The organism is Streptomyces chengmaiensis (assembly GCF_029846775.1).
Taxonomy (GTDB): domain Bacteria; phylum Actinomycetota; class Actinomycetes; order Streptomycetales; family Streptomycetaceae; genus Streptomyces; species Streptomyces chengmaiensis.
The window spans coordinates 277,770-304,176 of sequence record NZ_JARWBG010000003.1 but is presented as its reverse complement, the minus strand read 5'-3'; the positions used below and the strand labels follow the sequence as shown (position 1 = coordinate 304,176).

General features: G+C 71.9%; 28 protein-coding genes, 2 tRNA genes and 1 riboswitch. Of the genes, 23 read left to right on the top strand and 7 right to left on the bottom strand.

Annotated elements, in window-relative coordinates; all coding sequences use genetic code 11:
- Positions 1–7: 7 nt before the first annotated feature.
- The 4 genes from dxs (at position 8) to QCN29_RS04670 (ending at position 4,186) form a co-directional block, all read left to right on the top strand.
- A complete protein-coding gene (gene dxs / locus QCN29_RS04685; protein WP_279926395.1) occupies positions 8–1,891 on the top strand; it encodes a 1-deoxy-D-xylulose-5-phosphate synthase in 1,884 nt (627 codons plus the stop codon).
- Complete coding sequence (locus QCN29_RS04680) at positions 1,888–3,294, top strand: aspartate aminotransferase family protein (RefSeq protein WP_279926394.1); 1,407 nt, start codon at positions 1,888–1,890, stop codon at positions 3,292–3,294. Before dxs ends, QCN29_RS04680 begins: the two co-directional genes overlap by 4 nt.
- Before the next feature lie 78 nt (positions 3,295–3,372).
- Positions 3,373–4,023: a helix-turn-helix domain-containing protein gene (locus tag QCN29_RS04675; protein ID WP_279926393.1), complete on the top strand. Its 651-nt coding sequence runs from the start codon at positions 3,373–3,375 to the stop codon at positions 4,021–4,023.
- 25 nt (positions 4,024–4,048) lie between these two features.
- A complete protein-coding gene (locus tag QCN29_RS04670) occupies positions 4,049–4,186 on the top strand; it encodes a DUF6126 family protein (protein ID WP_279926392.1) in 138 nt (45 codons plus the stop codon).
- 16 nt (positions 4,187–4,202) lie between these two features.
- On the opposite strand, the gene QCN29_RS04665 is transcribed toward QCN29_RS04670, so the two are convergent.
- Complete coding sequence (locus tag QCN29_RS04665; protein WP_279926391.1) at positions 4,203–5,015, bottom strand: tyrosine-protein phosphatase; 813 nt, start codon at positions 5,013–5,015, stop codon at positions 4,203–4,205.
- 487 nt (positions 5,016–5,502) lie between these two features.
- A riboswitch (cyclic di-AMP (ydaO/yuaA leader) is annotated at positions 5,503–5,673 on the top strand.
- 2 nt (positions 5,674–5,675) lie between these two features.
- Here QCN29_RS04665 and QCN29_RS04660 point away from each other — a divergent pair.
- Complete coding sequence (locus QCN29_RS04660) at positions 5,676–6,707, top strand: LysM peptidoglycan-binding domain-containing M23 family metallopeptidase (protein WP_279926390.1); 1,032 nt, start codon at positions 5,676–5,678, stop codon at positions 6,705–6,707.
- 168 nt (positions 6,708–6,875) lie between these two features.
- Positions 6,876–7,667: an SGNH/GDSL hydrolase family protein gene (locus tag QCN29_RS04655; RefSeq protein ID WP_279926389.1), complete on the top strand. Its 792-nt coding sequence runs from the start codon at positions 6,876–6,878 to the stop codon at positions 7,665–7,667.
- Between the two features lie 372 nt (positions 7,668–8,039).
- On the opposite strand, the gene QCN29_RS04650 is transcribed toward QCN29_RS04655, so the two are convergent.
- The 3 genes from QCN29_RS04650 to QCN29_RS04640 form a co-directional block, all read right to left on the bottom strand.
- Complete coding sequence (locus QCN29_RS04650; protein WP_279926388.1) at positions 8,040–8,660, bottom strand: TetR/AcrR family transcriptional regulator; 621 nt, start codon at positions 8,658–8,660, stop codon at positions 8,040–8,042.
- Between the two features lie 145 nt (positions 8,661–8,805).
- Positions 8,806–9,015 carry a hypothetical protein gene (locus QCN29_RS04645; protein ID WP_279926386.1) on the bottom strand — a complete coding sequence of 70 codons (210 nt, stop codon included), beginning with the start codon at positions 9,013–9,015 and terminating at the stop codon, positions 8,806–8,808.
- 39 nt (positions 9,016–9,054) lie between these two features.
- Positions 9,055–9,651: a carboxymuconolactone decarboxylase family protein gene (locus tag QCN29_RS04640; RefSeq protein ID WP_279926385.1), complete on the bottom strand. Its 597-nt coding sequence runs from the start codon at positions 9,649–9,651 to the stop codon at positions 9,055–9,057.
- A gap of 138 nt (positions 9,652–9,789) precedes the next feature.
- On the opposite strand from QCN29_RS04640, the gene QCN29_RS04635 reads away from it, so the two are divergent.
- The 7 genes from QCN29_RS04635 to QCN29_RS04605 all read left to right on the top strand — a co-directional run bounded on the left by QCN29_RS04635 (position 9,790) and on the right by QCN29_RS04605 (position 15,620).
- Positions 9,790–10,230, top strand: a complete 441-nt coding sequence (locus tag QCN29_RS04635) for a PPOX class F420-dependent oxidoreductase (protein ID WP_279926384.1) — start codon at positions 9,790–9,792, stop codon at positions 10,228–10,230.
- A gap of 72 nt (positions 10,231–10,302) precedes the next feature.
- A complete protein-coding gene (locus QCN29_RS04630) occupies positions 10,303–11,466 on the top strand; it encodes an MBL fold metallo-hydrolase (RefSeq protein WP_398859115.1) in 1,164 nt (387 codons plus the stop codon).
- 328 nt (positions 11,467–11,794) lie between these two features.
- The gene (locus tag QCN29_RS04625; RefSeq protein ID WP_279926382.1) at positions 11,795–13,618 is read left to right on the top strand and encodes a sensor histidine kinase; all 1,824 of its coding nucleotides are present in this window, start codon (positions 11,795–11,797) and stop codon (positions 13,616–13,618) included.
- Positions 13,619–13,624: 6 nt separating this feature from the next.
- Complete coding sequence (locus QCN29_RS04620; protein ID WP_279926380.1) at positions 13,625–14,059, top strand: roadblock/LC7 domain-containing protein; 435 nt, start codon at positions 13,625–13,627, stop codon at positions 14,057–14,059.
- Between the two features lies 1 nt (position 14,060).
- Positions 14,061–14,435 (top strand): DUF742 domain-containing protein, encoded by a 375-nt coding sequence (locus QCN29_RS04615; RefSeq protein ID WP_279926379.1) that lies wholly within the window; start codon positions 14,061–14,063, stop codon positions 14,433–14,435.
- Positions 14,413–15,051, top strand: coding sequence for a GTP-binding protein (locus tag QCN29_RS04610; protein ID WP_279926378.1), 639 nt, complete (start codon positions 14,413–14,415; stop codon positions 15,049–15,051). The genes QCN29_RS04615 and QCN29_RS04610 overlap by 23 nt, the downstream gene beginning before the upstream one ends.
- Positions 15,048–15,620, top strand: a complete 573-nt coding sequence (locus tag QCN29_RS04605) for a GAF domain-containing protein (RefSeq protein ID WP_279926377.1) — start codon at positions 15,048–15,050, stop codon at positions 15,618–15,620. The genes QCN29_RS04610 and QCN29_RS04605 overlap by 4 nt, the downstream gene beginning before the upstream one ends.
- A gap of 31 nt (positions 15,621–15,651) precedes the next feature.
- On the opposite strand, the gene QCN29_RS04600 is transcribed toward QCN29_RS04605, so the two are convergent.
- Together QCN29_RS04600 and QCN29_RS04595 are read right to left on the bottom strand one after the other, a co-directional pair.
- On the bottom strand, positions 15,652–16,563 hold the full coding sequence (locus QCN29_RS04600) for a transketolase family protein (RefSeq protein WP_279926376.1): 912 nt from the start codon (positions 16,561–16,563) through the stop codon (positions 15,652–15,654).
- 80 nt (positions 16,564–16,643) lie between these two features.
- Positions 16,644–17,348: a transketolase gene (locus tag QCN29_RS04595; protein WP_279926375.1), complete on the bottom strand. Its 705-nt coding sequence runs from the start codon at positions 17,346–17,348 to the stop codon at positions 16,644–16,646.
- Positions 17,349–17,571: 223 nt separating this feature from the next.
- Between QCN29_RS04595 and QCN29_RS04590 the strand changes: the two genes are divergently transcribed.
- The 7 genes from QCN29_RS04590 to QCN29_RS04560 all read left to right on the top strand — a co-directional run bounded on the left by QCN29_RS04590 (position 17,572) and on the right by QCN29_RS04560 (position 24,028).
- A tRNA-Pro gene (locus QCN29_RS04590) sits at positions 17,572–17,645 on the top strand.
- A 315-nt stretch (positions 17,646–17,960) separates the two neighbouring features.
- Positions 17,961–18,665: a hypothetical protein gene (locus QCN29_RS04585; RefSeq protein ID WP_279926374.1), complete on the top strand. Its 705-nt coding sequence runs from the start codon at positions 17,961–17,963 to the stop codon at positions 18,663–18,665.
- Between the two features lie 167 nt (positions 18,666–18,832).
- A complete protein-coding gene (locus QCN29_RS04580) occupies positions 18,833–19,606 on the top strand; it encodes a sigma-70 family RNA polymerase sigma factor (protein ID WP_279926373.1) in 774 nt (257 codons plus the stop codon).
- Positions 19,607–19,813: 207 nt separating this feature from the next.
- On the top strand, positions 19,814–21,040 hold the full coding sequence (locus tag QCN29_RS04575) for a cytochrome P450 (protein ID WP_279926372.1): 1,227 nt from the start codon (positions 19,814–19,816) through the stop codon (positions 21,038–21,040).
- A gap of 143 nt (positions 21,041–21,183) precedes the next feature.
- Positions 21,184–21,903 (top strand): (Fe-S)-binding protein, encoded by a 720-nt coding sequence (locus QCN29_RS04570; RefSeq protein WP_279926371.1) that lies wholly within the window; start codon positions 21,184–21,186, stop codon positions 21,901–21,903.
- Positions 21,900–23,363, top strand: coding sequence for a lactate utilization protein B (locus tag QCN29_RS04565; RefSeq protein ID WP_279926370.1), 1,464 nt, complete (start codon positions 21,900–21,902; stop codon positions 23,361–23,363). Before QCN29_RS04570 ends, QCN29_RS04565 begins: the two co-directional genes overlap by 4 nt.
- A complete protein-coding gene (locus QCN29_RS04560; protein WP_279926369.1) occupies positions 23,360–24,028 on the top strand; it encodes a LutC/YkgG family protein in 669 nt (222 codons plus the stop codon). The genes QCN29_RS04565 and QCN29_RS04560 overlap by 4 nt, the downstream gene beginning before the upstream one ends.
- Positions 24,029–24,030: 2 nt before the next feature.
- Here the strand turns inward: QCN29_RS04560 and QCN29_RS04555 are convergent, their stop codons facing one another.
- Complete coding sequence (locus QCN29_RS04555; protein ID WP_279926368.1) at positions 24,031–24,567, bottom strand: DUF309 domain-containing protein; 537 nt, start codon at positions 24,565–24,567, stop codon at positions 24,031–24,033.
- 142 nt (positions 24,568–24,709) lie between these two features.
- Between QCN29_RS04555 and QCN29_RS04550 the strand changes: the two genes are divergently transcribed.
- From QCN29_RS04550 to QCN29_RS04540, 3 genes are all read left to right on the top strand, one after another.
- Positions 24,710–24,783 (top strand) — tRNA-Pro (locus QCN29_RS04550).
- Between the two features lie 612 nt (positions 24,784–25,395).
- Positions 25,396–25,770, top strand: coding sequence for a hypothetical protein (locus QCN29_RS04545; RefSeq protein WP_240137100.1), 375 nt, complete (start codon positions 25,396–25,398; stop codon positions 25,768–25,770).
- Between the two features lie 199 nt (positions 25,771–25,969).
- Positions 25,970–26,341, top strand: coding sequence for an ArsR/SmtB family transcription factor (locus tag QCN29_RS04540; protein ID WP_279926367.1), 372 nt, complete (start codon positions 25,970–25,972; stop codon positions 26,339–26,341).
- The last annotated feature ends 66 nt before the right edge of the window (positions 26,342–26,407 follow it).

Sequence of the window (26,407 nt, the reverse complement as noted above, 5' to 3'; positions counted from 1 at the left end):
CACAGCCATGCTGGAGAGCATCCGGGGACCACACGACCTCAAGGCGCTCGAGCGCGCCGATCTCGATGACCTCGCGGAGGAGATAAGGCAGTTCCTCATCCATGCGGTGGCCAGGACCGGAGGCCATCTGGGCCCGAACCTCGGGGTGGTCGAGCTGACGATCGCCCTGCACCGTGTCTTCGACTCGCCCATGGACCGGATTCTGTGGGACACCGGGCACCAGAGCTATGTCCACAAGCTGCTCACCGGCCGCCAGGACTTCTCCGAGCTGCGCGGCAGGGGCGGCCTGTCCGGCTACCCCTCGCGCGCCGAGTCCGACCACGACGTCATCGAGAACTCGCATGCCTCGACCGTCCTGGGCTGGGCCGACGGCCTGGCCAAGGCCAACGAGGTCCTCGGGCGCGGCGACCACGTCGTCGCAGTGATCGGCGACGGGGCGCTCACCGGAGGCATGGCCTGGGAGGCGCTGAACAACATCGCGGACGCCAAGGACCGCCCGCTGGTCATCGTCGTCAACGACAACGAGCGCTCCTACGGCCCCACGATCGGAGGCTTCGCCAACCACCTCGCCACCCTGCGCACTGCCGACGGCTACGAACAGGCGCTGGCCTGGGGCAAGGACGTCCTCCAGCACACCCCCGTCATCGGCCGTCCCCTGTACGAGTCGCTGCACGGTGCGAAGAAGGGCTTCAAGGACGCCTTCGCCCCGCAGGGCATGTTCGAGGACCTCGGGCTGAAGTACGTCGGACCCATCGACGGCCATGACGTCGGCGCCGTCGAATCCGCGCTGCGCCGCGCGAAGCGGTTCCACGGCCCGGTGCTGGTGCACTGCCTCACCCAGAAGGGCCGCGGCTATGCCCCCGCCCTGCTGGACGAGGCCGACCGCTTCCACACCGTCGGAGTGATGGACCCCCTCACCTGCGCGCCGCTCACGCCCTCGAAGGGCCGCTCCTGGACCTCGGTGTTCGCCGACGAGATCGCCGAGATCGGCGCCGAGCGGCCGGACGTCGTGGCCCTCACCGCCGCGATGCTGCACCCGGTCGGCCTGACGGAGTTCGCCGAGCGCTTCCCCGAACGGGTCTGGGACGTGGGCATCGCCGAGCAGCACGCGGCCGTCTGCGCCGCCGGTCTCGCCACGGGCGGGCTCCACCCGGTCGTCGCCGTGTACGCCACCTTCCTCAACCGCGCCTTCGACCAGGTGCTGATGGATGTGGCGCTGCACAGGTGCGGCGTCACCTTCGTCCTCGACCGGGCCGGCGTCACCGGCGCCGACGGCGCGTCCCACAACGGCATCTGGGACATGTCCATCCTGCAGGTCGTCCCCGGGCTGCGGATCGCCGCCCCGCGCGACGCCCAGCGGCTGCGCGAACTGCTGCGCGAGGCCGTCGACGTCGACGACGCGCCGACCGTCGTGCGCTTCCCCAAGGAGTCCGTCGGCGATCCCGTCCCCGCGCTGGACCGGATCGGCGGCATGGACGTACTGCACCGGCCGGCCCGCACCGGAGACCCCGATGTGCTCGTGGTGTCGGCCGGCGCGCTGGCGGGGGTGTGCCTGGAGGCCGCCGGGCTGCTGGAAGCGAGCGGCCTCGGCTGCACGGTCGTCGACCCGCGGTGGGTCAAACCGGTCGACGGGCGCCTTCCGCCGCTCGCGGCACGCCACCGGCTCACCGCGGTCGTCGAGGACAACTGCCGCAGTTCGGGCGTCGGCTCGGCCGTCGCCCAGGTGCTGCGCGACGCGGACGTGGATGTGCCGCTGCGTACCTTCGGCATCCCCGAGCAGTTCCTCGCCCACGCCAAGCGCAGCGAGGTGCTCGCCGACGCCGGCCTCACCGCGGTGGAGATCGCGGGACAGATCAGCGCTGCACTGGCCGCCAAGGAGAACGCCTCATGACCTCGACGGGCGACATGACGGGCACCGGCTTCGACCTCGCCAGACTCCTCGCGGAGCGCGGCGGCGAACGCCATGAGCTGCACACCAGACACCTCAACCACCAGCTGCCCCGGATGCTGCACACCATCGGCTTCGACAAGATCTACGAGCGGGCCGAGGGCGCGTACTTCTACGACGCGGACGGCAACGACTACCTGGACATGCTCGCCGGCTTCGGGGTGATGGGCCTGGGCCGCCACCACCCCGTCGTACGCAAGGCACTCCACGACGTCCTCGACGCCTCGCTCGCCGACCTGACCCGCTTCGACTGCCCGCCGCTGCCGGGGCTGCTCGCCGAACGGCTGCTGGCCCACAGCCCGCATCTGGACCGCGTCTTCTTCGGCAACAGCGGCACCGAAGCCGTGGAGACCGCGCTGAAGTTCTCCCGGTACGTCACCGGGCGGCCCAGGGTCCTGTACTGCTCCCACGCCTTCCACGGGCTGACCGTCGGCTCCCTGTCGGTCAACGGCGAGGCCGGCTTCCGCGACGGGTTCGCGCCGCTGCTGCCCGACACCGCCGTGCCGCTGGGCGATCTCGCCGCGCTCGAGGCGGAGCTCGTCCGCGGCGATGTGGCCGCCCTGGTGGTGGAGCCCATCCAGGGCAAGGGCGTGCACGAGGCGCCGCGGGGCTATCTGCGCGCCGCCCAGGAACTGCTGCACCGGCACGGGGCGCTGCTCATCGCCGACGAGGTGCAGACCGGGCTCGGCAGGACCGGTGACTTCTACGCGTACCAGCACGAGGACGGCGTCGAGCCCGATCTGGTCTGCGTGGCGAAGGCACTCTCGGGCGGCTATGTGCCCGTCGGCGCCACGCTCGGCAAGGACTGGATCTTCAAGAAGGTCTACTCGTCGATGGACCGGGTGCTCGTGCACTCCGCGAGCTTCGGGTCCAACGCCCAGGCGATGGCCGCCGGGCTCGCCGTACTGTCGGTGATCGAGGACGAGCAGGTCGTGGCGGGCGCCCGGGCGGCGGGGGAGCTGTTGAAGACGCGGCTCACGGTGCTCAAGGACCGCTATGAGCTGCTGCACGACGTACGCGGACGCGGACTGATGATCGGCATCGAGTTCGGCAGACCCTCCTCGCTGAAGCTGCGCAGCCGCTGGGCCATGCTCCAGGCGGCCCGCAAGGGCCTCTTCGCGCAGATGGTGGTCGTGCCGCTGCTGCAGAAGCACCGGATTCTCACCCAGGTCTCCGGCGACCGGCTTGAAGTGATCAAACTCATTCCGCCGCTGATCATCGGGGAGCGGGAGGTCGAGCGGTTCCTGGAGGCCTTCACCGAGGTGATGGACGACGCCCACAGCGGCGGGGGGCTGATCTGGGACTTCGGAAGGATCCTGGTGAAGCAGGCCATGGCCGCGCGCTGAGGCGGCCGCGGCCGCGGAGTGCTTTGCCTCTCAGGCAAGAAATTTGCCGATGAGGGAAGAACCTGGCGGAATGGAGGCATGCCGAGACTCCCCGGAGGTCGCCGCCCCGGTGCCTCTCCCCTCTCTCACGCCTCCTCCGTTTCTCCCCTCTCCCCGTCCGCCCTGGGCGAGGCTGTGCCCGATGTCGCCCCGCGCCTGCGGGAACTGCGCCGGCGGCGCGGCCTCACCCTGGAGAACGCCGCCCAGCGGGCGGGGCTCTCCCCGGCCCATCTGTCCCGGCTGGAGACCGGCCGTCGTCAGCCGTCGCTGCCGATGCTCCTGGCACTCGCCCGGACCTACGGCACGACCGTCGCGGAGCTGCTCGGCGAGACCCCGCCGGAGCGCGAGCCGGTGATCCGGGCGGGCAGCCGGGAGCCGACCGGGGCCGACGGCTGGACGTACCACCAGGCCGGCGGGCCCGGCCGGGCGATGCAGGCGCTGCGGCTGGAGATCCCGTACGGCGCCCAGGGCGATCTCGTACGGGTGCACCCCGGCGAGGAGTGGCTGTATGTGCTGCGCGGCGGACTGCGGCTGACGCTGGGGGAGAGCGTCCATGAACTCGCCCCCGGCGACAGCGCCCACTATGACTCGCTCACCCCGCACCGCCTGGCGGCGACCGGACGCGAAGGCGCCGAGGCGCTCTTCGTCCACACGCTGCTGCAGAGCCCTGATGTGCATCCGCATATCTGAAACCCGGGAAAGGACCGTGACGTCAATGGGTGAAACAGGGCAGAAGCCAGAGCGTTCACTCCCCACAGGGCTGGTGGTGCGCCTGTTCGCCTATCTGGTGGCCGGCCATCTCTTCGCGGCCTTCCTGTATCTGCTGTTCCTCCTCGGGGGGCAGAACCAGTGACCGCCTCCGACGGCGTTCACGCCTCATCGAGGAAGCGCGACCGCAGTCGCTCGCGGGTGTCCGGGGCGAGCTTCAGCCCCTCGTTCAGATACCGCTCGACACCGCCCCAGGTCTCCTCGATGGCGGCGAAGGCAGCGTCGAGGTACTCGCTGCGCGCGTCAAACAGCGGGCTGAGCAGGTCCATCACTTCGGGAGACGTCCCGGAGGGCGCATTGTCCCCGCGCTTCACCGGATAGCGGCGGTGCGGGTCGTTGGACTTGAGGTAGTCCGCCTCGATGGCGTCGCGCTCGACGCCCAGGGCGAGCAGGGCGACCGCGATCGACAGCCCCGCGCGGTCCTTGCCCGCGGCGCAGTGCATCAGCGCCGGGACGCTGTCCTCCGCGAGTGCGTGCAGCACCCGGCTGTGCTCGGCGGTCCGCTCCTTGATGATCAGCCGATAGGTCTCGGTCATCCGGCCGGCCGCCTTGCCGTCGGCCAGTATCGACCTGAGCTCGTCGAGGTCGCCGTCCCGGACCATCTTCCAGAACTCCGCGCCGTCGGCCGGATCCGTCAGCGGCAGATTCACATTGCGCACGCCCGGCAGCTCGACGTCCGGGCCTTCGAGCTTCTGGTCCGCGGCATTGCGGAAGTCGAAGATCGTGTGGAGCCCCAGGCCGGCCAGGAAGGTCGCGTCCCTCGCCGTGGCGTGTGCCAGATGGCCGCTCCGGTACAGGCGTCCGTACCGCACCTGCCGTCCGTCCCTGGTCGGCAGGCCGCCCACGTCCCGGAAGTTGCGGACTCCGGTGAGCTGGGACTCGGCCGATGGCACCTGCGGCGACTGCTGCGTCACTTGGGGCTCCTCGTGTGACGGCGTCGGCGTTGGTCGCCGACGGTGACGTGTTCCCGACCATACGACATCACTTCATACGTCAAATGATCTCACCGGGGGCACGCGCACGGGTTCTGTCCGGCCGGCCGATTCGTCATGCGGTGCGCCCCATGGGTACACCAGACCGCCGCATCGGTGAGCGGGGTGGTGATTTGGCATGACTTCCGATGTCTGCCCGAATTGCACCTTTAGTAATAACCTGCCCTGGCTGAGGGGGAGATGGGAAACGGTACGTGAGCAGCGTCATATCCGTAACGGACCGTGGCGGATGCCGGACGGTGAATTCCTTTCTGAGGTGGGAATTTGAATCGCCTTCATCGACGGAGGGTGACCGGAATTCCTCGCCGATATCACAGCGCTCAATGCCGGGGGAATCGGAAGGCTTGTTCCGCTGTGCTCGGCTCGTTTACGGTCACGACCGATCCGGACGGACCGCCTAATCCTGCCGCCGTTCGGAATGACGACCCCACACACGCGTGGCAGGAGCGGGGGAACCAGGTAAGTCGCCGCGCCGGAGTCGCCGCTCCGGACGGCTTGGGGTGAAGCCGCGTCACCGCGTGGCCGGGCATCTCCAGCCCGAACCCGACAGCTCACCTCGCAGGCGCCGGAGAGGAAATCGCCATGCCCGCGAAGGGTAAGCACCGTCGTCCCAAGAGCAGCCCGCTCGCACGCGGTTTTGTCGCCGCGGGCGCAGGCGGCGCCGCCATCGCCATCCCGCTGCTGTCCCCGGCGGGCGCCCACGCCGCGGAGACGTCCGCGCCCGCCGCCGCGCCGCGGCAGGCCGTGACCGCCGCGGCCGCCCATGCCCCCGCCGGTGACGCCAAGTCCGGCGATGCGGTCAAGAAGCAGGCGCGGAAGGCCACGCCGACCACCTACGAGGTCGTCCCCGGCGACTATCTGTCCAAGATCGCCGACGAGCACGATGTGCGCGGCGGCTGGCAGCGGCTGTACGCGGACAACCGGGAGGCCGTGGGCGACAACCCGTCGCTGATCCACCCCGGGCTGAAGCTCACCGTCCACGGCAAGGCAGCGGAGCAGTCCGCCCCCGCGAAGGCGAAGGCGAAGGCAAAGGCCAAGCCCAAGGCGAAGACCGAGGCGAAGGCCGAGAGCAAGGCCCAGAGCGCCCCCAAGGCGCCGAAGAAGAAGGCCGCCCCCGAGCGCTCCACGTCCAAGGCGTCCGCCGCTGAGTCCACGCCTGCGCAGAAGCCCCAGCAGCCTCAGGCGGCCCAGCCGGCAGCCAGCGTCTCCGGCTACTCCGCGCCCCTCTCCGGCGCAAGCGTCACCACCCCGTACCGCGCCTCCGGCGCCAGCTGGTCCAGCGGCTACCACACCGGCGTCGACTTCGCCGCCGCCACCGGCACCACGGTCAAGGCAGTCACCGCGGGCACCGTCGTCTCCGCCGGCTGGGGCGGCGCGTACGGCAACGAGGTCGTCATCCGCCACAACGACGGCACCTACTCGCAGTACGCCCATCTGTCCTCGCTGTCCGTCTCCTCCGGCCAGAGCGTGAGCGCCGGCCAGCAGATCGGCCTGTCGGGCTCCACGGGCAACTCCACCGGCCCGCACCTCCACTTCGAGGTCCGCACCGGCCCGTCGTACGGCTCCGACATCGACCCGGTGGCGTACCTGCGCCAGCACGGCGTGTCCATCTGATCCGTCCCACGCAGACGCGCATCCATCCGCGCCCCTCGCAGCCCGGCGCTGCGAGGGGCGCGGTGGTATTCCGGGTTGGCGAAAACTTGACCGGTGGCAAAGATCACCTCCCGTCAACCCCTCCTTACGGTCGCGTAGGTCACATCTGCGGGGGAATGATGCTGCCCTGTGGCAGACGATTCGAGAAGAGAGAACAAGGGCGCATTCGAGTCGTACGCGGCGATCGGTGACAGCTTCACCGAAGGCGTGGGCGACCCGGGCCTCGACGGGACGTACGTCGGCTGGGCCGACCGCCTCGCGGTGCTGCTCGCCGACCGCATGCCGGAGCACACCTTCCGCTACGCCAACCTCGCCGTGCGCGGCCGTCTCCTCGACCAGATCGTCGAGGAACAGGTCCCCCGGGCCAGACAACTCGCCCCGGATCTGGTGACGTTCTGCGCAGGCGGCAATGACATCATCCGTCCGGGCACCGACCCGGACGACGTCGCCGAACGCTTCGAGCGCGCCGTCGCCGACCTCGCGGGCTCCGTCGGCACCGTCATGGTGACCACGGGCTTCGACACCCGCGGCGTCCCCGTCCTGCGCCATCTCCGCGGAAAGATCGCCACCTACACCGCGCATGTGCGGGCCATCGCCGACCGCTACGACTGCCCGGTGCTCGACCTGTGGTCCCTCAGGTCCGTCCAGGACCGCCGCGCCTGGGACGCCGACCGGCTCCACCTCTCCCCGGAGGGCCACACCCGCGTCGCCCTGCGTGCCGCCCAGGTCCTCGGCCTCGACGTCCCCGCCGACCCGGACCAGCCGTGGCCGCCGCAGCCGCCGCGCGGCGTCCTGGACGTCCGCCGCGACGACATCCAGTGGGCCCGCGACCACCTGGTCCCCTGGATCGGCCGCCGACTCCGCGGCGAAAGCTCCGGCGACCACGTGGCCGCGAAGCGCCCGGACCTCCTGCCCCTGTAGCGAAGCGGGGGCTTCGCCCTCCCTGGCCCCTCCGGGGGAGGTTTCGCCGGGCTGCCGCCCGCGTCCTGCCGGGAGCGGCAGCTACGCGCCTCCGGGATGCCCGCCGGGGCGGTGACGCCGGCGGCCGGCGCATCTCCTGCGGGGCGGCGGGCACGTTCCGTCGGGATGGCCGGTGGTCAGCCTGTGCCGAGGGGCCGTACCCGGCCGTGTGCCGGCGAAGGGGGGCGTGCCGCGCAAGGCGGCGTCATGCCACACGCCCGGGGCCCGCGTACCTCCCGGGGGCGGCGGGCCGCGCCGACGGAACGGCCTGACGACGGTTCTGCCTGGGGGCCGGCGCCCCGGCGCGGCCGTGGGGCGACCGCAGCGGCCGTGTCAGCGGGCCGCCGCGGTGAGGGCCGCGCGGTCCAGGGACAGTTCGCGGGCCAGCGCGTCGTCCGCCCACTCCAGCATCGCCGCCCGCGAGAGCCGCCCCGTGTACGCGGTCATCTGCACCGCGAGCCCGTCGAGGAACGCCGTCAGACGCCACGCCGCCGACGCCGGGTCGGCGCAGGCGAACTCGCCGCCGGCCGCGCCCTCGGCGATGACCTCGGTCAGGGCCGCCTTCCACTGCTGGTCCAGATCGCGCGCCACATCCCGCAGGACCGGTTCCCGCAGCGCCGCCGCCCAGCCCTCGATCCACAGCCGCCAGCCCTTGGCCTGCCCCGTCGGGGCGTACCACCGCACGGCGGCGCGCAGCCTGCGCACCGCGGTCGTGCGGCGGCCGAGCAGCTTGCGCAGATGTGCGAGGTCGGCGGCGGCCGCATGCGCGAACGCCGCCGAGACGAGCTGCTCTTTGGAGGAGAAGTGATACAGCACCAGCGCATTGCTCACGCCGAGCGCCGAGGCCACGTCCGCGATCCGCACGGCGGCCACGCCCCGCGCCTCGATCTGCTCGACGGCCGCGTCCAGCAACTCCTCGCGCCGCTCCGCAACGCTCAGCCGTACTCGTGCCACGGCCGTCACCCTACACAGCCGCTTTCCGAGGCCTCACCCACCCCGTACACCGCGCAGGTCCGCCCGGACCGTCGGGACGAGTCCGGCCCCGGCCGCCGCCCGGTCGCGGACGCCCTGGCCGAGCCGAGGCGGGCCTCCTTCACCGTCATCCCGCGGCGGGGCCCGACACCTCCGCGAGCGTGCAGCCCCGGCGCATCCGCAGCCCGTCGCGGGCGGCCCCGTGAACCAGCCGGTCGACGACCGGGCGCCCGCGGCAGCGGGTGACCGGGTCGGTCCATATGAGCTTCAGCAGCGGCGGGGCGGGAGGCGGCGAGACGTCCGGCACAGCGGTCATGACGTCCGGCACAGCGGTCATACGACGGGGTCGCCAGGGGCCGGCTATCTGATTCGACAATCAGTCAGCGCTTGAACCGGCCTCCGCCCGTGTCGACGCGGCCGCCCGCATCGCCGGGACCTCGCAGCGGTCCTTGAAGCCCTGACTGGTCAGCCCCAGGGCGGAGTTCATCCGGGACCGCAGGTTCTCCACCGCCACCATCGCCGTCAGCTCCACGAAGGCCGGCTCGCCGAGGGCCAGGCGCAGCCGCCGCGCCAGTTCGTCGTCCACCTCCGGCGGAGTCGCGGTCATCGCCTCCGCGTACTCCATGACGTCGCGCTCCAGCGGGGTGTAGGCGTCGCTGTCCCGCCACACGGGCAGGTCCTGCAGCTTGCGCGGGTCCATGCCCCGCGTCCGGCTCACCCAGTAGCCGAAGTCCATGCACCAGCTGCACCCGATCGCCGCGGCCGACGCCATCACGGCGAGCTCCTTCAGATCCGCGTCGAGCTGCTTCCACTTGGCGACCGACTGCTCGAAGCGCAGGTCCGCCCAGAGCACACGGGGGTTGTGGGCCAGCGCCCGAACGGGGTCCAGGACCCTGCCGTACACCCGCCCGGAGTACTTCTCGACGAACCGGAAGAGCAGCGTGCGCGGCGGGTCGAGCGAAATGCGGGCCATGAGGGATCCCTCCTCTGCGATGCCGGGCGCTTGTGCGCCCTTCACCCGTACGACGGATCCCGCACCGGAGAATGTGACATCCCCCAGAACACCGGCGACATCAGGAACACCGGCCCCCGTGCATGCGTTGGTCCCAGCATGACGGAGAACGAGGCCCAGCAGGACGCGCTGCTCGCGCTGCTCGCCGAATACGACGGAGGCGTGCTCGTCACCCTGAAGCGGGACGGCAGACCGCAGCTGTCCAATGTGAACCACGCGTACTACCCGGACGAGCGGATCATCCGCGTCTCCATCACCGACGACCGGGCCAAGACCAGGAATCTGCGCCGCGACCCCCGCGCCGGCTACCACGTCACCAGCGCCGACCGCTGGGCCTGGACGGTCGTCGAGGGGACCGCCGAGCTGACCCCGGTCGCAGCGGACCCGTCCGACGACACCGTCGAGGAGCTGATCGCCCTCTACCGGGACGTCCAGGGAGAACACCCCGACTGGGACGACTACCGCCGCGCCATGGTCCGTGACAAGCGGCTCGTGCTGCGGCTGCACATCGAACGGGCCTACGGACAGCCCGCCCGCTGAGCCCTGTCGGACCTGCCGCCCATAATGGAGAGACCACGCCACCAGGAGGTTGTCGTGACCGGCCCCACCTCGATGCATCCGCTGCGCGCCCGGCTTCGCGCGCTGCGCCCGGCTGCCTTCGGGGCCGACCCGTCCGGCGCCCGCTGGGAGCGCATCCGACGCTCGCCGAACTTCTCCGACGGCTCCTTCCAGAACCCGGCAGGGGCGCGGACCAGACCCTCCAACGGCTCGTTGGTCGAGTTCGCCAAGATCTACTTCCAGAAGGAGGCGAGGGCGCTCCGCTCGCCCGTCGCCCCGGTGCCCGTCCATCCCACCACCCTCGCCGAGCTGGCCAAGCCTCCGGCGTCCGGGCTCCGGCTCACCTGGATGGGCCACTCCAGCGTCCTCGCGGAGATCGACGGCCGACGGGTGCTCTTCGACCCGGTCTGGGGCGAGCGGTGCTCTCCCTTCTCCTTCGTGGGCCCCAAGCGGCTGCACCCCGTGCCCGTGCCGCTCGCGTCGCTCGGCCCCGTGGACGCCGTCGTGATCTCCCACGACCACTACGACCACCTGGATCTGCCCACCATCCGCTCCCTTGCCTCCACCGACACGGTCTTCGCGGTCCCGCTCGGCGTGGGAGCGCATCTGGAGCGCTGGGGCGTCCCCGCCGACCGGCTGCGCGAGCTGGACTGGCAGGAGTCGACGCGGATCGCCGGCCTCACGCTGACGGCCGCCCCCGCGCGCCACTTCTGCGGCCGCGGGCTGCGCAACCAGCAGCACACCCTCTGGGCCTCCTGGGCGGCAGCCGGGCCCGAGCACCGGATCTACCACAGCGGTGACACGGGCTACTTCCCCGGATTCGCCGACATCGGCGCCGAGCACGGCCCCTTCGACGCCACCATGATCCAGATCGGCGCCTACTCCGAGTACTGGCCCGACATCCATATGACCCCCGCCGAGGGCATGCGGGCCCATCTCGACCTCCAGGGCGGCCGCCCGAGCGGAGTGATGCTCCCCATCCACTGGGGCACCTTCAATCTCGCCCCGCACCCCTGGGCCGAGCCCGGCGAGGGGACCGCCGACGCCGCGGCCGAAGCCGGCGCCCGCATCGCCCTGCCCCGGCCCGGCGAACCCTTCGAACCGGCCGCCCCGGCCATTCCCTCCGCGCCGTGGTGGCGGGCCGTCGCCACCGCGCCCGCCCAGGGCTGGGCCGCCGCCCCCGGCACGGACGCCTCCGAAGTGGCCCCCACCGCCTGACCTGCGACGGCGGACCGCAGCCCGGCGGTCTGCACAGCAGCGAAAAATTATCGGGCTGTCGTACGAACCCTCATGCCGGAGCGGGACACTTCGCGGGGACTTTGTCAACTGCCCGTCGCACGCGCCCCATTGGCGACTACCGTGTGTTGCCGGTGATCAACGATGGGCTCGTCCGGCTGCTGCCGCCCCGTCGGTGAGGCGGTGCGGTACGCCCCGAGCCGCCCGGCCGAGCGGTCCGGGGCGCCGGACCCGCTTCGGCAAGCCGGAAGAGACCCATTGCCACCCGCGCAGTACGCCGTTTCCTGGGGCCCACGTACCAAGGACGCTGATGTCTCAACTTCGCGCACCCGCCGCGCGGTCCGACCGCCGTGAAGGCGGGCGGCACGGCCGGCCAGGCGCCCGCTCCCTCTCGTCCTCGGGGAGGCGGCATCCCGCGCCCTCCCCGCCCGAGGCCCGTATACGTCCGCGACTTCTGCGCGCCGCGGTCCTGCCGACCCTCGGCGCCTCGCTCAGCGGCGCAGGCGCCGTCGTCGCCACGGTCCGCGCCGCCGCTCCCCAGCCGTCGCCCGGACTGTGGGCGGTGCTCACCGCGGCCGCCGCGCTGGCCATGGCGTCGATCGCGGCCGCGGCGCTCGGCGCGGACCGCACCGCCAGGTCCGTACTCGACCGCTGCGCCGCGCTGCGCCGCACCGCCGCCCGGGGCCAGGCCGACCTGAGAGGCCTCGTCGACCGGCTCAGAAGGGGAGAAGGGCCGCCCGCCCGCGACGACGCGCCGTTCGCTCCGCTCGGCGGAGACGAATTCGATCTGCTCACCCAGGAGCTGGGGCGCGGCCATGAAGCCGCCGTCACCGCGGTGGTACAGGCATCCCGGCTCTCCACCAGCGCCGGCAACGAACAGAAGGTGGAAGTCTTCGTCAACCTCGCCCGGCGGCTCCAGTCCCTGGTGCACCGCGAGATCCAGCTCCTCGACGAGCTGGAGAACGACGTAGAAGACCCCGACCTGCTCAAAGGGCTGTTCCATGTCGACCTCCTCGCCACCCGCATCCGCCGGCACGCCGAGAACCTCGCCGTGCTTGGCGGCGCGATCTCACGCCGTCAGTGGTCCAACCCCGTGCCCATGACCGAGGTGCTCCGCTCCTCGATCGCCGAGGTCGAGCAGTATCCGCGCGTCAAGCTCGTGCCGCCCATCGACGGCACGCTGCGCGGCCACGCGGTGGCCGACGTCATCCATCTGCTGGCCGAACTGGTCGAGAACGCCACTCTGTTCTCCGCCCCGCACACCCAGGTGATGCTGCGTGCCCAGCACGTCACGGCCGGGCTCGCCGTGGAGGTCGAGGACCGGGGCCTCGGCATGCCGCCCGTGGAGCAGGCCCGGATGAACGCGCTACTCGCCGACCCCGACCAGGTGAGCGTGGCCCAGCTGCTCCAGGACGGGCGCATCGGCCTCTTCGTCGTCTCCGCCCTGGCCCGTCGGCACGGCATCGCGGTACGCCTGCAGTCCAATATCTACGGAGGCGTCCAGGCCGTGCTGGTCCTTCCGCAAGGACTCCTCGGCGCAGAGCAGGACGATCCCGAGAACGGGCAGACCGCACAGGCCCTCGCCGTCGAGGCGGGGCCGCAGACGGCGGCCACCCTGCGGCACGGGGTACGGCAGGGCGGACACTCCGCCGGCGTCCCGCACGGCGCCGCGGGCCAGCCGGCGTACCCCGCGCAGCCCCCGGACACCGCCCGGAACGCCTCGCAGCGGCCTGGGGCGTCACACCGCGGCAGCCACCCACTGCCCGTCCGCGAAGAGCACGACCAGCGCCCGGACCCGGCGGCCGCGTTCTCCGGCGTCCCCCATGCCGCCCTGTCGCAGCACCCCGCGGCCGAGCCCGGCCACACCGCCGCCGGACCCCCGTCGGTCCCCCGCGTCGACGACTGGCCCCACGGGGAGCGCCCGAAGCTGCCCAGACGCCGCAGCCAGGAACACCTCGTTCCGCAGCTCAGGGACGCGCGGCCGCCCCGCAGGGACGACGAGCACATCCTGCACGACCCCGGGCTGATGGCGGCCTTCCAGCGGGGCGTCGGGCTGGCCGAGTCCCAGTCCGCCGCCGACCGGGCCGTCACGCCGCCGCAGCGGCAGCGCCACGACAACACCTCCAAGGAGTAGATCACCATGGCGAGCGATGTGCCGACCGGACATACCCCGGACCTCGACTGGCTGCTCGGCGGTCTGGTCCAGCGCGTCCCGTACACCAGGAACGCGGTACTGCTCTCCGCCGACGGGCTCGTGAAGTCCGTCCACGGACTCGACGACGACAGCGCGGACCACATGGCCGCGCTCGCCTCCGGCCTCTACTCACTCGGCCGCAGCGCCGGAGCCCGATTCGGCGACGGCGGCGAAGTCCGCCAGGTCGTCGTGGAGCTCGACTCCACACTGCTGTTCGTGTCTGCCGCCGGATCCGGAACCTGCCTCGCCGTGCTCGCGGGACGCGAAGCCGACGCCGCGGTCCTCGGATACGAGATGGCGATGCTCGTCAAGAGCGTCCGCCCGTACCTCGCCACGCCCGTCAGACAGTCCGCAGGAGCGCCGGGTCCGCTGGGGCAGTGACGTGCCGGCGCCCCACGAAGGACCGTTGCTCGACGATGTGGCCGGCCGGCTCGTCCGTCCGTACACGGTGAGCGGCGGCCGCACCCGGCCGACGGCCACGCTGGAGCTGCTCTCGCTGGTGATGGCGACCGGGCCCGTGCCGCCCAGCGCACAGCTCGGCCCGGAGCATGTCACGGCCCTCGCGCTGTGCGGCGGACCGACCTCGGTCGCCGAGGTCGCAGCCTGCCTCCGGCTCCCCGCCGCCATCGCCAAAGTGGTGCTCTCCGATCTCATGGACTGCGGAGCCGTCACCGCGCGAGCGCCCCGCAGCCCCGACACACCGACCGACCGTTCCCTGCTGGAGGCAGTGCTCGATGGCCTACGACGACTGCTCTGAACAGGAGTCCGCACAGGTGTGCGGACCGGAGGAGCTCTTCCCCACCGCGCTGAAAATCCTGGTCGCGGGCGGCTTCGGGGTGGGCAAGACCACTTTCGTGGGCGCGGTCAGCGAGATCGACCCGCTGAGCACGGAGGAACTGCTCACCCAGGTCAGCGTCTCCACCGACAGCCTCGACGGCATCGAGGCCAAGGCCACCACCACCGTCGCCATGGACTTCGGCAGGATCACCCTCGACCGGCGGCATGTGCTCTATCTCTTCGGCACACCCGGCCAGGAGCGCTTCTGGTTCATGTGGGACGAACTCTCCGAGGGCGCCCTCGGGGCCGTCGTCCTCGCCGACACCCGCCGGCTCGAGGACTCCTTCTCCGCCGTGGACTTCTTCGAACGCCGCGGCATCGGATTCGTCGTCGCCGTCAACGAGTTCGACGGCGCCCACCGCTATGAACCCGCCGAGGTGCGGGCCGCCATCGACCTAGAGCCGGATGTGCCGGTCGTGCTGTGCGATGCACGGATCGCCAGCTCGGGGATCAAGACTCTGGTCACCCTCGTCCGGCATCTGCTCACCACCACCGCGGCGTCCGCCCCGGCGCCGAGCTACGGAGTGCCGTCATGACGTACGAGCCCACCGGCCATCTGCTGCTCACCCCCGTCGACCGCGAAGCCCCCACGAGGGTCCGCCGACTGCGTCAGCTGGGCATGGGCGACCGTCCCGACCCGGCCTTCGACGCGTTCGCCCACAGGCTCGCCCGGGCGGCCGGCGCGCCCTACTCCATGGTCAACTTCATCGACGAGAGCAGGCAGTTCTTCGCCGGGCTGCACACCCCGGACGGCGTCCGCGGCGGCGGCCTCATGGCCGGGGCCGGGGCGGCGGCCCCGGGCATCGGCCGCCATATGGCCAGGGACCACGGCTACTGTCCTCATGTGGTGGTACGGCGCAAGGCCCTGGTGCTGGAGGACGTCTGCGACTATCCGCGGTTCGCGGGGAACCCGGTCGTCGACGAGATCGGCATCCGCTCCTACCTGGGCGCTCCGCTGATCGACCGTACGAACACCGCGCTGGGGACGGTCTGCGTGGTCGACACCGAGCCCAGAGCGTGGGGGCGGGCGGGACTCGAGACCATCAAGTCGCTCGCCGCCGAGTTGGTGGAGCAGATCCACCGCAGGGAGGACGGCGGCTGCTGACGCCGGAGGGCGGACCGGACGCCGACGGTCGTCAGCGGGGCGTCCCCGGGAGGAACCGGGCCATGCGGGCGCGCAGCCCGCGGGGGTCAAGCCCATGGGCGGTGAGATGCTCGTCCATCCGGCCGTAGCGGCGCAGCTCGCGACGGGACACCCCGAGGCCCAGCACCCGGTGCGGTACGTCGGTCAGCGCCTCGGAGGCCGCGGCGGTCGAGGTCCCGGCCAGATACGGTTCGACGATCACCACGTCGGCGGCGTTCTGCACGCCCGCCGCCGCCCGGAGGGCCGCGCTGTCGAAGGGCCGGACGGTCGTCGCGTACAGCACGGTCACATCCAGCCCCTCCGTCGCCGCCAGCACATGGTCCAGCATCGGCCCCACGGCGATCACCACACCGCCGCGCCCCTCGCGCAGGGTGCGGAAGCCGGGCTTCCCGTCCGACGCGTGAGCCCGCGCGTTCGTCTGCAGCGACAGCCTGATGTACACCCGGTCGTCACGGGCCGCGGACTGCCGCAGCAGAGCCTCCGCTTCGTCCGGGTGGCCCGGCACCTGGACCGACCAGCCGTCGAGGGTGTCCAGCAGCGCCACGTCTCCCGGCGCCATGTGGGTGAAGCCGCCGGCGGGCCAGTCGTAGGACGCCCCGGCGCTGACCAGCACCCCGCCCGTTCCCTGATGCCCGAAGTCCAGCTTCACCTGCTCGAACGGCCGCTCGACGAGAAAGCTGGCGAAGGTGTGCATGATCGGCCGGAGGCCGGTGAGGGCGATGCCGCCGCCGGCGCCGATCAGCAGCTGTTCGCGGATGCCCACATTGATCACCCGGTCCGGGTGCCTGCGGCGCGCGGCGGAGAAGCCGTCCTTGCTGATCTCCGCCAGCACCAGGGCGAGCCGTGCGTCCTCGTCCAGCAGCTGTGAGGTGGTCGAGACAAACCGTTCGCGCATCGTGTCCATGATCGTCAATCCTCCGGTGCATCCGTGAGTCGTGCTGTGCGGGCCTATGGGAGCCGTGGGAAACAGGTGGGCGGGCGGCCTCAGGCGTCCTTGGGCTCGACGCGGGCGACGACCGCCCGCGGCCGCCCCGGATGCGGTGCGCTGAACGCCGCGTACAGCGCCTCGTGGTCCCGGCCGTCGACCGTCTCCGCCGACCATCCCGCGGCCTCGAAGCGGGACGCGATGCCGCCCGGCCAGCCATGGGTGGCGGACACGTTGTCGATCACCAGGGTGTGCAGCTGCTCCAGGCCGGCCGGGCCCGCGTAGGCGAGCGCCTCGTGGTTGCTCCCCTCGTCCAGCTCCGCGTCGCCGATCAGCACCCACACCCGTGGCCCGGTCAGCCCCTGAGCCCGCAGCCCGTGCACCGCCCCCACGGCCAGCGGCAGTCCGTGCCCCAGCGATCCGCTGCCGATCTCGGCGCCCGGGACCAGCGTGGCGTCGGGGTGATGGCCGAGCGGGGAGTCGTACGAGCCGAAGCCGGGCAGCCACTCCTCGGGGAAGAACCCCTTGGCGGCGAGGACGGCGTAGTACGCCATCGGCCCGTGCCCCTTGGAGAGCAGGAACCGATCCCGGTCGGGCGCCTCCGCGGTCGCGGGGGACACCCGCAGCACCCGGTCGTACAGCACCCACAGGGCGTCCAGTGTCGAGGTCGCGGCCGGGCCGTGCTTCTCGTCGCCCGTCATCTGAGCCATCAGCCGGTCGAGTTCGCGGATGGCGCCGGCCGAAGCCGCTGCTGTCGTCGTCATGCGCCCACCGTGCAACTTGAAGTCCGGTTGAGGTCAACCGGTCCTCAAGCGGAAGGCGGCCGGGATCCCGAGCGGCGGCCGGGATGGCGGGCGGCGGCCGGGCCGGAAAGCGGTTCGTGACCAGCTGCCGATGTGCGGTATTGTTCTCGTGCGCGTTCGGCCGGGGGAAACCCCAGGCCAGANTGCGCGTTCGGCCGGGGGAAACCCCAGGCCAGACGGGCATCGGGACGTGGCGCAGCTTGGTAGCGCACTTGACTGGGGGTCAAGGGGTCGCAGGTTCAAATCCTGTCGTCCCGACACAGAAAACGCCCCTCTGATCTGGGAAGCCTGCAGATCAGAGGGGCGTTTTTCAGTTTCCGGGGAGTGGCGGGCGGTCCGCTTGCCGGTCGGCGGGTCAGGCCGGAAGCCTGCGGCGGTGGAGTGACGCCGGGCCGCCGGTTGCGTCCATGGGCGGTCCCGGCGCGCTGCGGCACTGCCGCCGCTCCAGCCGCACTCCTGTGTGTCCTGAGTCACAGGTGTAAAGCTGAGTGCCGCGAGAGTCGTCTGCGTAACCCACGGTGAGGCCCGTACGGCGACGTACGGCGATCACGGCAGCGATGGGGATGGAGCCGGATGACGGCGGGGCGAGGGACGCGCGCGGTGCGTGCCGCGGTGTTCGCCGTCGTCTGCGTGCTGCTCGCCGCCCTGGGGCATGCGGTGATGTCCGGCACGCCGGTGCCCCGCTGGGCCATGGCCGCCGGATGCGCGGCGACCGCCGCCGCTGCCTGGGCCCCGACCCGGCGCGAACGCGGCCTCGGCGCGGTCACCGCGGCCACCGTGGCGGTGCAGACGCTGCTGCACAGCGGTTTCTCCCTCGCCCAGGCGATGGAAGGGGCCGCCGCTCCCGGCGGCCGCTCCTCGGCCGTCGACAGCTGGCTGGGCCATGTCACCAGCGGTCTGCTGGGCACGCTCCATCCCGTCGGCGGCACGGCCGCGTCCGCGGGCCACGGCCATGCCGGCCACGCTCCGGACTCCGCCGCCCTGGCACACGGGGCGGTCGGCATGGACCCGCTCGGCATGGACCCGCTCGGCATGGCCGCTGCCCATGTGCTGGCCGCCCTGATCTGCGGGCTGTGGCTGGCCCACGGCGAGCGTGCCGCCTTCCGGGTCCTGCGCGCCGCGGCTTCCCGGCTCGCCGCGCCGCTCCGGCTGCCGCTGAGCGTGCCGCTGCCGACGCCCCGCCCGCCCCGGTCACGGCGGTTCCGCGACCACGCCGTACGCGCGCCGCGACGCCTGCTGCTCGTCTACGCCACCCCACTGAGAGGTCCTCCGTCGTAGCCGCTGTCGAGCGCCGACAGCCGGAGCCCCGAAGCGTGTGCGGCCGCCGCCGTGCGCCCTCGGGCATCCGGCCCCGCCGATCGCGCGGGGCCGCTGTGACGTACCGGCCCGTCCCCGTCCGGGACGGGGCCGGAATCCCGAGGACCTACCACGAGGGACATCAGGCGATGACCACTGCCCTGCCCTGCCCGACCGACCCCGACGACATCTCCGCACACCGTGCCCCGGCCGGTGTGCCCGCCCCGCGCGACGCGGCCGTGACCGGCTGGGCGCTCAAGGCCCGCGGCGGCGACCCCGAGGCGGTGGAGCACTTCGTCCGTGCGCTGCACCGCGACGTCTGGCGCTACGTCGCCGCGCTCAGCGCGGACCGCCAGTCGGCCGACGACCTGACCCAGGACACCTTCGTACGGGCCCTCGGCAGCCTGCACCGCTTCGAAGGCCGCTCCTCCGCCCGGACGTGGCTGCTGTCGATCGCGCGCCGCACGGTGGTCGACAGCCTGCGCCGCGCGGCCGCCCGGCCCCGGCTCGCCGGGGCGGACGACTGGCAGTCCGCCGCCGAACGCGCCCAGCCGCGCGGCCTGCCCGGCTTCGAGGACGGCGTCGCTCTGCTGGAACTGCTCGCCCTGCTGCCTGCCGAGCGGCGCGACGCCTTCGTCCTCACCCAGCTCCTCGGGCTGCCGTACGCGGAGGCCGCCCGGGTGTGCCGCTGCCCCGTCGGCACCGTGCGCTCACGGGTGGCGCGGGCCCGCGCGATGCTGATGGACCTGCTGTACGACGCCGAGGGTCCCGCGGCCTCCACCGCTGAGGCGCCCGCGGCTGAGCCCGCGCCGCGCAGATGCCGGGCCAGCGCGCCCGTCGACGCGCCCGAGCCGACTCCGCCGACGACTGACAGCCGGTCCTGTCCGGTCTCCCGGCGGACGTGGTCGGAGACCGACCGGTAGCCGAGGCAGTGGACGTCGTCGTGGTACTGGCGCATCCAGTGGTACTCGGGGTGCTCGCGAAGGAACCCGCGGCAGGCTGAGACGCCGGGCGGCCCGACTCCGTGTCCCGGGCGTGTTCTGTGGACTCGTGTGCTCCGAACTCCCGTACTGTGATGTTCACTTGCCAGGGCACGCCCGTACCAGAACAGCGACCGGGAGGCGAACTGCGTGACGACGAGAAGAGACCGGACCAGGCTGGACGCGCTGCGGCGCGACTTGTATCCGCACTACGCACAGGCCCGTGACGCCGAAGGCCTCACCTATGTGCCCGAGCTCCAGGCCTGGCTGGTCTCCCGCGACGCCGACGTGCGGGAGGTGCTCCGCAGGCCCGACGAGTTCTCCTCGGCGCATGCTCTGCTGCCCGACGCCTTTCCCTCGCCGGCCGCGCTGGAGGTCCTCGCCCAGGGGTTCGGCAAACGCCCCACCGTCGTGTCCACCGACGGCGCGGCCCATCAACGCCACCGGGCCCCGCTGAACCGCGCCCTGACGGCCTCACGGGTCGCGGACCTCGTGCCGTACGCGGCCGAACGGGCCGAAGCGCTGGTCGAAGCCTTCGCCGCACAGGGGCGCGTGGAGCTGATGCAGGCGTACGCACGGCAGCTGCCCGGCCAGGTGATCGGACGGCTCGTCGGGCTCGACCCCGTGGATGTGCCCGCCGCGGTGCACGGCGGCCACCGGGCGGAACAGCTGCTGTTCCGCCCGCTGGACGCCGGCGAACAGCTCCGCTGCGCCCATGACGTCGTCGCCCTGCAGCTGATGCTCGACGGCTATATGCGCGCACGGCGCGAGAACCCGCGCGACGACCTGTGCTCCATGATGGTGGCCGCGTACGCGCCGGACGAAGGCGAACTCACCCTCGACCAACGCCATGAGCTGGTCTCCAACCTCCAGAACTTCCTGATCGCCGGTCATCTCACCACCACCGCGCTGATCGGCTCCACCGTCCTCAACCTGCTGCGCGACCGCGCCCAGTGGGAGGCGATATGCGACGACCCCGGGCTCATTCCCGCAGCAGTGGAGGAAGCGGCCCGGCATGACAGCCCCGTCCAGGGATTCCGCAGGACCACCACCCGACCGGTGACCCTCGCGGGAACCGAACTGCCGGCCGGGGCCACGCTCTTCGTCTCCTACGGCTCCGCCAACCGCGACGAACGCCGTCATGAGCGGCCGGACCGCTTCGATGTCACACGCCCCCTCTCCCGCCGCCATCTGGCCTTCGGCCACGGCGCCCACGGCTGCCCCGGCGCACAGCTCGCCCGCGAGCAGCTGAGGCTGACGCTCGCGCTGCTCGCCCGCCGCCTGCCCGGACTGCGCCTGGACGCCGAACGCCCGCTGCCGGTCATGCGGCCCACGCTGATCCACCGGTCTCCGGAGGAGCTCCACCTCACCTGGTGAGCCGCCTGTTCGGGACGATGGCCGCGGCGGGGCCGGCCGGCCCTCGGGACCGGTGGCCGCGGCGGGCCGGCCGTGGCTCAGGACGCCCGACCCGGCGGGGTGGTGGCCCAGGCGGGGCGGCACGGAGGCATATCCTCCGGACCATGCGTGTCGCTCTCTTCGTCACCTGCGTCAACGACGCGGTGTATCCCGCCACGGGCATCGCGACCGTCGAGCTGCTGGAACGGCTGGGTGTGACGGTGGACTTCCCCGCCGGACAGACCTGCTGCGGACAGCCCGCCTTCAACACCGGATACCGGCGCGAGACGCTGCCGCTCGTACGGCGCACCGTGCACGCCTTCCAGGGGTACACCCATGTGGTGACCCCCTCCGCGTCGTGCGCCGCCATGGTGCGGAGGCACTATCCGGGGCTGGCCGGGGCGGCCGGAGCGGAACTGGCCACGCGCACCTACGAGCTGACGGAGTTCCTGGTCGACGTCCTGGGAGTGGTCGACGTCGGGGCCTGCTTCCCCCGCAGAGTCACCTACCACCCCTCCTGCCACGGCACACGCCTGCTGGGCCTGGGAGACCGGGCGCATCGACTGCTCGCCGCGGTCAAGGGGCTGGAACTCGTCGAACTGCCCGGCGCGGACGAGTGCTGCGGCTTCGGCGGCACCTTCGCCGTGAAGAACCCGCAGGTCTCGACGGCCATGGGCCGGGACAAGACGGCGAGCGCCCTGACCACCGGCGCGCAGGTGCTGTGCGGGGCGGACAACTCCTGTCTGATGCACCTCGGCGGGCTGCTGCGCCGCCAGGACGCACCGCTGCGCACACTGCATATCGCGGAGATCCTCAACAGCACGGAGGAGAACCCCCGCCCATGAGCCGATCCACCACACCCGCCCACGGCGCCGCCCCCGTGCACCTCGGCATGCCGTCCTTCCCCCGGGCCGCCGCCGAGGCCGTGCACGACCGCACACTGCGCGCCAACCTCCGCCACGCCACCCACACCATCCGTGAGAAACGCGCCGGGGCCGTCGCGGAACTCGACGACTGGGACCGGCTCCGGGAAGCCGGGAAGCGCATCAAGGACCACACACTGCGCCACCTCGACCGCTACCTGGAGCAGCTGGAGGAAGCGGTCACCGGGGCGGGCGGCGCCGTCCACTGGGCCGAGGACGCCGCCGAGGCCAACCGCATCGTCACCGCCCTCGTCAAGCAGACCGGCGAACGCGAGGTCGTCAAGGTCAAATCGATGGCCACCCAGGAGATCGGCCTCAACGAGGCGCTCCGTGCCGAGGGAATCGCCGCCTACGAGACCGACCTCGCCGAACTCATCGTGCAACTCGGCGACGACCGGCCCTCCCATATCCTCGTGCCCGCCATCCACCGCAACCGCGGCGAGATCCGCGACATCTTCGCGGACCGGATGGGCCGGTGGGGCCGCCCCGCCCCGGAGGGCCTCGGCGACGACCCCCGAGAGCTCGCCGAGGCGGCCCGGCTGCATCTGCGGGAGAAGTTCCTGCGTGCGAGAGTCGCCGTCTCCGGGGCCAACTTCATGGTCGCCGAGACCGGAACGCTCGTGGTCGTCGAGTCCGAGGGCAACGGCCGGATGTGCCTGACCCTCCCCGAGACCCTGATCTCCGTCGTCGGCATCGAGAAGACCGTTCCCACCTGGCGCGACCTGGAGGTCTTCCTGCAGACCCTGCCGCGCTCCTCGACCGCCGAGCGGATGAACCCGTACACCTCGATGTGGACGGGGACCGCCGCAGCACGGGCCCGGGACGGCGACGGCCCGCGGACCTTCCACCTCGTCCTCCTCGACAACGGCCGCACCGGGGTGCTCGCCGACGACGTCGGGCGGCAGGCGCTGCGCTGCATCCGCTGCTCGGCCTGTCTGAACGTGTGCCCCGTGTACGAGCGGGCCGGGGGCCATGCCTACGGCTCCGTCTACCCCGGCCCCATCGGGGCGATCCTCAGCCCCCAGCTCCGCGGCATCGGCAGCGACGTCGACGCCTCGCTGCCGTACGCCTCCTCGCTCTGCGGGGCCTGCTTCGAGGTGTGCCCCGTCGCCATCGACATTCCCGAGGTGCTGGTCCATCTGCGGGAGCGGGTCGCGGACCGCGGCGGCGCGGGGCGCCGGCTGGAGAAAGCCGCCGTGAAAGCGGCCGGATGGCTGCTCGACCACCCCGGCGCCCTGGCCGCCGTCGAGCGCACCGCCTCCCGGACTCGGGCGCTGCTCCCGAACAGGCCGCCCGGCGCCGGAGCGTGGACCGCGGAGCGCGAGGTTCCCGAACTGCCCCCCGAGCCGTTCCGCGACTGGTGGAGGAAGAACCGCACATGACGTCCCCCGAACCCCGCGCACCCCACACGCCTCAGTCATCACGCGGCCGCATCCTCGCCCGCGTACGCGCCGCGGTCGCCGGCGCCCCCGAGGCCCCCGAACCGGCCCGCGACCACCTCGCGAGCCATGCCCCCGATGACCCCGCCGGCCTGGCGGACCTGCTGCACGCCAACCTCGCGGACTACCGGGCCGTCGTCCACCGCACGGATGGGCCCGGGCTCCCCGCACTGATCGCCCGGCTGCTGGCCGGCCACGGCGCACGCAGCGTCGCCGTGCCCGACGGGCTGCCGGACCACTGGCTCGGCGACGCCGACGCCGAGCGGCGCACCGACGAAGAGCCGCTGACCACCCGTCGGCTCGATGAGACGGACGCCGTTGTCACCGGCTGCGCGCTGGCGATCGCCGAGACCGGCACGATCGTGCTGGACGGCGGACCCGGCCAGGGCAGACGCGCCCTCAGCCTCATCCCGGACCTGCATATCTGCGTGGTGCGCGCTCCCGGTCAGATCGTCGCGTCCGTGCCGCAGGCCCTGCCCCTCCTCGACCCGGTCCGCCCTCTGACCTGGATCTCCGGACCCTCCGCCACCAGCGACATCGAGCTGGACCGGGTGGAGGGCGTCCACGGCCCGCGCCGGCTGGAGGCCGTCCTGCTCACGGGGGCGTAACGCTAGCGGGCCGCCGGCTGCCGACCGGGCCCGGAGCGCAGCAGGGGCGAGACGGCCGCCGCGTCCACCGCACGCTCCGGCTCCTCCTCCAGCCGGGCCGCCAAGTGCCGGGCCCAGAGAGTCAGTCCGGGCACGTCGATGCCGTACGGACGGGCCTCGCCGGTCAGCTCCGTGTGCTCGCGGATGCGGTTCGCACCCCGCAGCAGCAGCCGGGCGCCGCCCTTCGCATTGCCCCGCGCCCCATGCGTCAGTCCCACCGCCAGCTGGGCGAGCCCGCGCCACAGCTCCGCCTCGGACGCCGGGCCCGACTTCCACGCGTCCTCGAACACCTCGTGCGCATGGAACGGCATGCCCGCGTCCAGCAGCCGCTGCGCCTCCGCCACCGTCTCGCCGGGGGAGCGCACCACCCCCTCGGGCTGCCGCTCCACCCCCGCCGCCCCATAGGGAAGCGGGCGGCCCAGACCGTCGCGTGGCCGCGCGCTGCGGGCGCGCCCCTCGTCGTCGCGGTCCCGCGACCGTTCGCCTCGTCCTCCGTCCATCCGTCGATTCTCGACCAGCGGACCTCCGCGAGGCCACTCGAGGCACTCTCGACCCTCGGGGCCCGATGTGATCCGGGCACGGGGAGTGAGGTAATGTTCTTCTCGCACGCCGGGGCCGGGAAGCACCGGGAGAGGCGGGCATCGGGACGTGGCGCAGCTTGGTAGCGCACTTGACTGGGGGTCAAGGGGTCGCAGGTTCAAATCCTGTCGTCCCGACTTGTGAAAGTCACAGGTCAGGGGCCGTTTCAGAGTAATCTGAAACGGCCCCTTGATCATTTTGGGGACCAGTTGGGGGCCAATCGCCCTGACCGTGTCACCGGGTGGCGACGATCGGGCTTCACGGCATCGTCCCACTGGGTCGCGTCGCGCAGGACCGCGGCGGGGATTCGGCCGCCCCGGGGGCCCGTGAACTGCGGGCGTCACAAGCGGGGCCGACAGGCTCAAGGTCGAGTACATCCACCCGCACTGCTTCGCCACCACGCCGAGGCGCGTCTGAGGATTGCGACCTGGATCGCGGACTTCCTCAACACGCGCCGCAGACACAGCACGGCCGGCGGACTGGCTCCGGTGGAGTTCGAGCGAACCGTCACCGAAGCGCGGTCCCGCTGGCATCAGGAGGCTCAAGCCGCATAAGGAAGTCCTCCACGTTTCCAGGGGATTGTCATATGCCGCTTACCGGCGATCAACAACGCTCAAGTTATGCGTTCTTCTGATACTCCTCAATCGACCCTGGAACAACTCAACTCCCCACCGGACACAGTGCGTAAGGTCCCAGACACGACCTGAGGCCGACAGCCTCGGGCAGGAACGACAGGGAGCACACGCGATATGGCAAACGTGGAGATCTCGCTCAAGGAAGCGCTGACCTCGGTCGAGGGCGCCATGGGGGTCGCCTTGGTCGACTACACGAGCGGCATGGCACTGGGCACCTTGGGAGGCGACAAGAACCTCGACCTGTCCGTCGCCTCCGCCGGCAACACCGACGTGATCCGCGCCAAGACGCGCACCATGGACCACCTCGGCCTCAAGGACGACATCGAGGACATGCTGATCACGCTCGGCAGCCAATACCACCTCATCCGGCTGTTGACGGGGCGCGGCGGCAACGGCCTCTTCCTCTACCTCGTGCTCGACAAGGCGAAGTCCAATCTGGCGATGGCCCGCCACCAGCTCAAGCGCATCGAGGCCGAACTCGAGATCTAGACAGCGCTTCCGTCCGGGCTTCACATGCCCATGAGTTGAAGATTTCTTCATGTAGCCACATCCAGATCAGGCCAAAATTCTGGGTGTGCGGGGCCCGGACCAGGAAGGATCGAGGTGCAGGACGCCGTGCGCGGCAGCCGTCACCGGTCGCCGCGCAGGACACAGCCCGTCAAACGCGGCAGGGAGCGAGCAATCCACCATGCAGGTGCCCCTCTACCAGGCCAAGGCCGAGTTTTTTCGCATGCTCGGACACCCCGTGCGCATTCGGGTCCTGGAGCTACTGCAGAACGGGCCCGTCCCCGTGCGCGACCTGCTGGACGACATCGAGATCGAACCCTCCAGCCTTTCCCAGCAGTTGGCCGTGCTGCGTCGATCCGGGATCGTGGTGTCCATCCGTGAGGGCTCGACGGTGAGCTACGCCCTGGCCGGGGGTGATGTCGCCGAACTCCTGCGCGCCGCTCGTCTGATCCTCACGGACCTGCTGGCGGGGCAGAGCGAGCTGCTGGCCGAGCTTCGGCAGGCGGAGGTCCAGCCGAGCCTGGCTTCGGGCGGCGCCGAACGGCCCACGTGACCCGGACGCGGCCATGACACCGCCCTTTCGGCGGTCATGACCGCCACCACGGCTTGAAGCCGCCTC

Excerpts from the sequence above, each read along its gene's own strand:
- dxs (WP_279926395.1), top strand. The coding sequence starts at position 8 with ATGCTGGAGAGCATCCGGGGACCACACGACCTCAAGGCGCTCGAGCGC.
- QCN29_RS04680 (WP_279926394.1), top strand. The coding sequence starts at position 1,888 with ATGACCTCGACGGGCGACATGACGGGCACCGGCTTCGACCTCGCCAGA.
- QCN29_RS04675 (WP_279926393.1), top strand. The coding sequence starts at position 3,373 with ATGCCGAGACTCCCCGGAGGTCGCCGCCCCGGTGCCTCTCCCCTCTCT.
- QCN29_RS04670 (WP_279926392.1), top strand. The coding sequence starts at position 4,049 with ATGGGTGAAACAGGGCAGAAGCCAGAGCGTTCACTCCCCACAGGGCTG.
- QCN29_RS04660 (WP_279926390.1), top strand. The coding sequence starts at position 5,676 with ATGCCCGCGAAGGGTAAGCACCGTCGTCCCAAGAGCAGCCCGCTCGCA.
- QCN29_RS04645 (WP_279926386.1), bottom strand. The coding sequence starts at position 9,015 with ATGACCGCTGTGCCGGACGTCATGACCGCTGTGCCGGACGTCTCGCCG.
- QCN29_RS04640 (WP_279926385.1), bottom strand. The coding sequence starts at position 9,651 with ATGGCCCGCATTTCGCTCGACCCGCCGCGCACGCTGCTCTTCCGGTTC.
- QCN29_RS04635 (WP_279926384.1), top strand. The coding sequence starts at position 9,790 with ATGACGGAGAACGAGGCCCAGCAGGACGCGCTGCTCGCGCTGCTCGCC.
- QCN29_RS04630 (WP_398859115.1), top strand. The coding sequence starts at position 10,303 with ATGCATCCGCTGCGCGCCCGGCTTCGCGCGCTGCGCCCGGCTGCCTTC.
- QCN29_RS04625 (WP_279926382.1), top strand. The coding sequence starts at position 11,795 with ATGTCTCAACTTCGCGCACCCGCCGCGCGGTCCGACCGCCGTGAAGGC.
- QCN29_RS04620 (WP_279926380.1), top strand. The coding sequence starts at position 13,625 with ATGGCGAGCGATGTGCCGACCGGACATACCCCGGACCTCGACTGGCTG.
- QCN29_RS04610 (WP_279926378.1), top strand. The coding sequence starts at position 14,413 with ATGGCCTACGACGACTGCTCTGAACAGGAGTCCGCACAGGTGTGCGGA.
- QCN29_RS04605 (WP_279926377.1), top strand. The coding sequence starts at position 15,048 with ATGACGTACGAGCCCACCGGCCATCTGCTGCTCACCCCCGTCGACCGC.
- QCN29_RS04600 (WP_279926376.1), bottom strand. The coding sequence starts at position 16,563 with ATGGACACGATGCGCGAACGGTTTGTCTCGACCACCTCACAGCTGCTG.
- QCN29_RS04595 (WP_279926375.1), bottom strand. The coding sequence starts at position 17,348 with ATGACGACGACAGCAGCGGCTTCGGCCGGCGCCATCCGCGAACTCGAC.
- QCN29_RS04585 (WP_279926374.1), top strand. The coding sequence starts at position 17,961 with ATGACGGCGGGGCGAGGGACGCGCGCGGTGCGTGCCGCGGTGTTCGCC.
- QCN29_RS04580 (WP_279926373.1), top strand. The coding sequence starts at position 18,833 with ATGACCACTGCCCTGCCCTGCCCGACCGACCCCGACGACATCTCCGCA.
- QCN29_RS04570 (WP_279926371.1), top strand. The coding sequence starts at position 21,184 with ATGCGTGTCGCTCTCTTCGTCACCTGCGTCAACGACGCGGTGTATCCC.
- QCN29_RS04565 (WP_279926370.1), top strand. The coding sequence starts at position 21,900 with ATGAGCCGATCCACCACACCCGCCCACGGCGCCGCCCCCGTGCACCTC.
- QCN29_RS04560 (WP_279926369.1), top strand. The coding sequence starts at position 23,360 with ATGACGTCCCCCGAACCCCGCGCACCCCACACGCCTCAGTCATCACGC.
- QCN29_RS04555 (WP_279926368.1), bottom strand. The coding sequence starts at position 24,567 with ATGGACGGAGGACGAGGCGAACGGTCGCGGGACCGCGACGACGAGGGG.
- QCN29_RS04545 (WP_240137100.1), top strand. The coding sequence starts at position 25,396 with ATGGCAAACGTGGAGATCTCGCTCAAGGAAGCGCTGACCTCGGTCGAG.
- QCN29_RS04540 (WP_279926367.1), top strand. The coding sequence starts at position 25,970 with ATGCAGGTGCCCCTCTACCAGGCCAAGGCCGAGTTTTTTCGCATGCTC.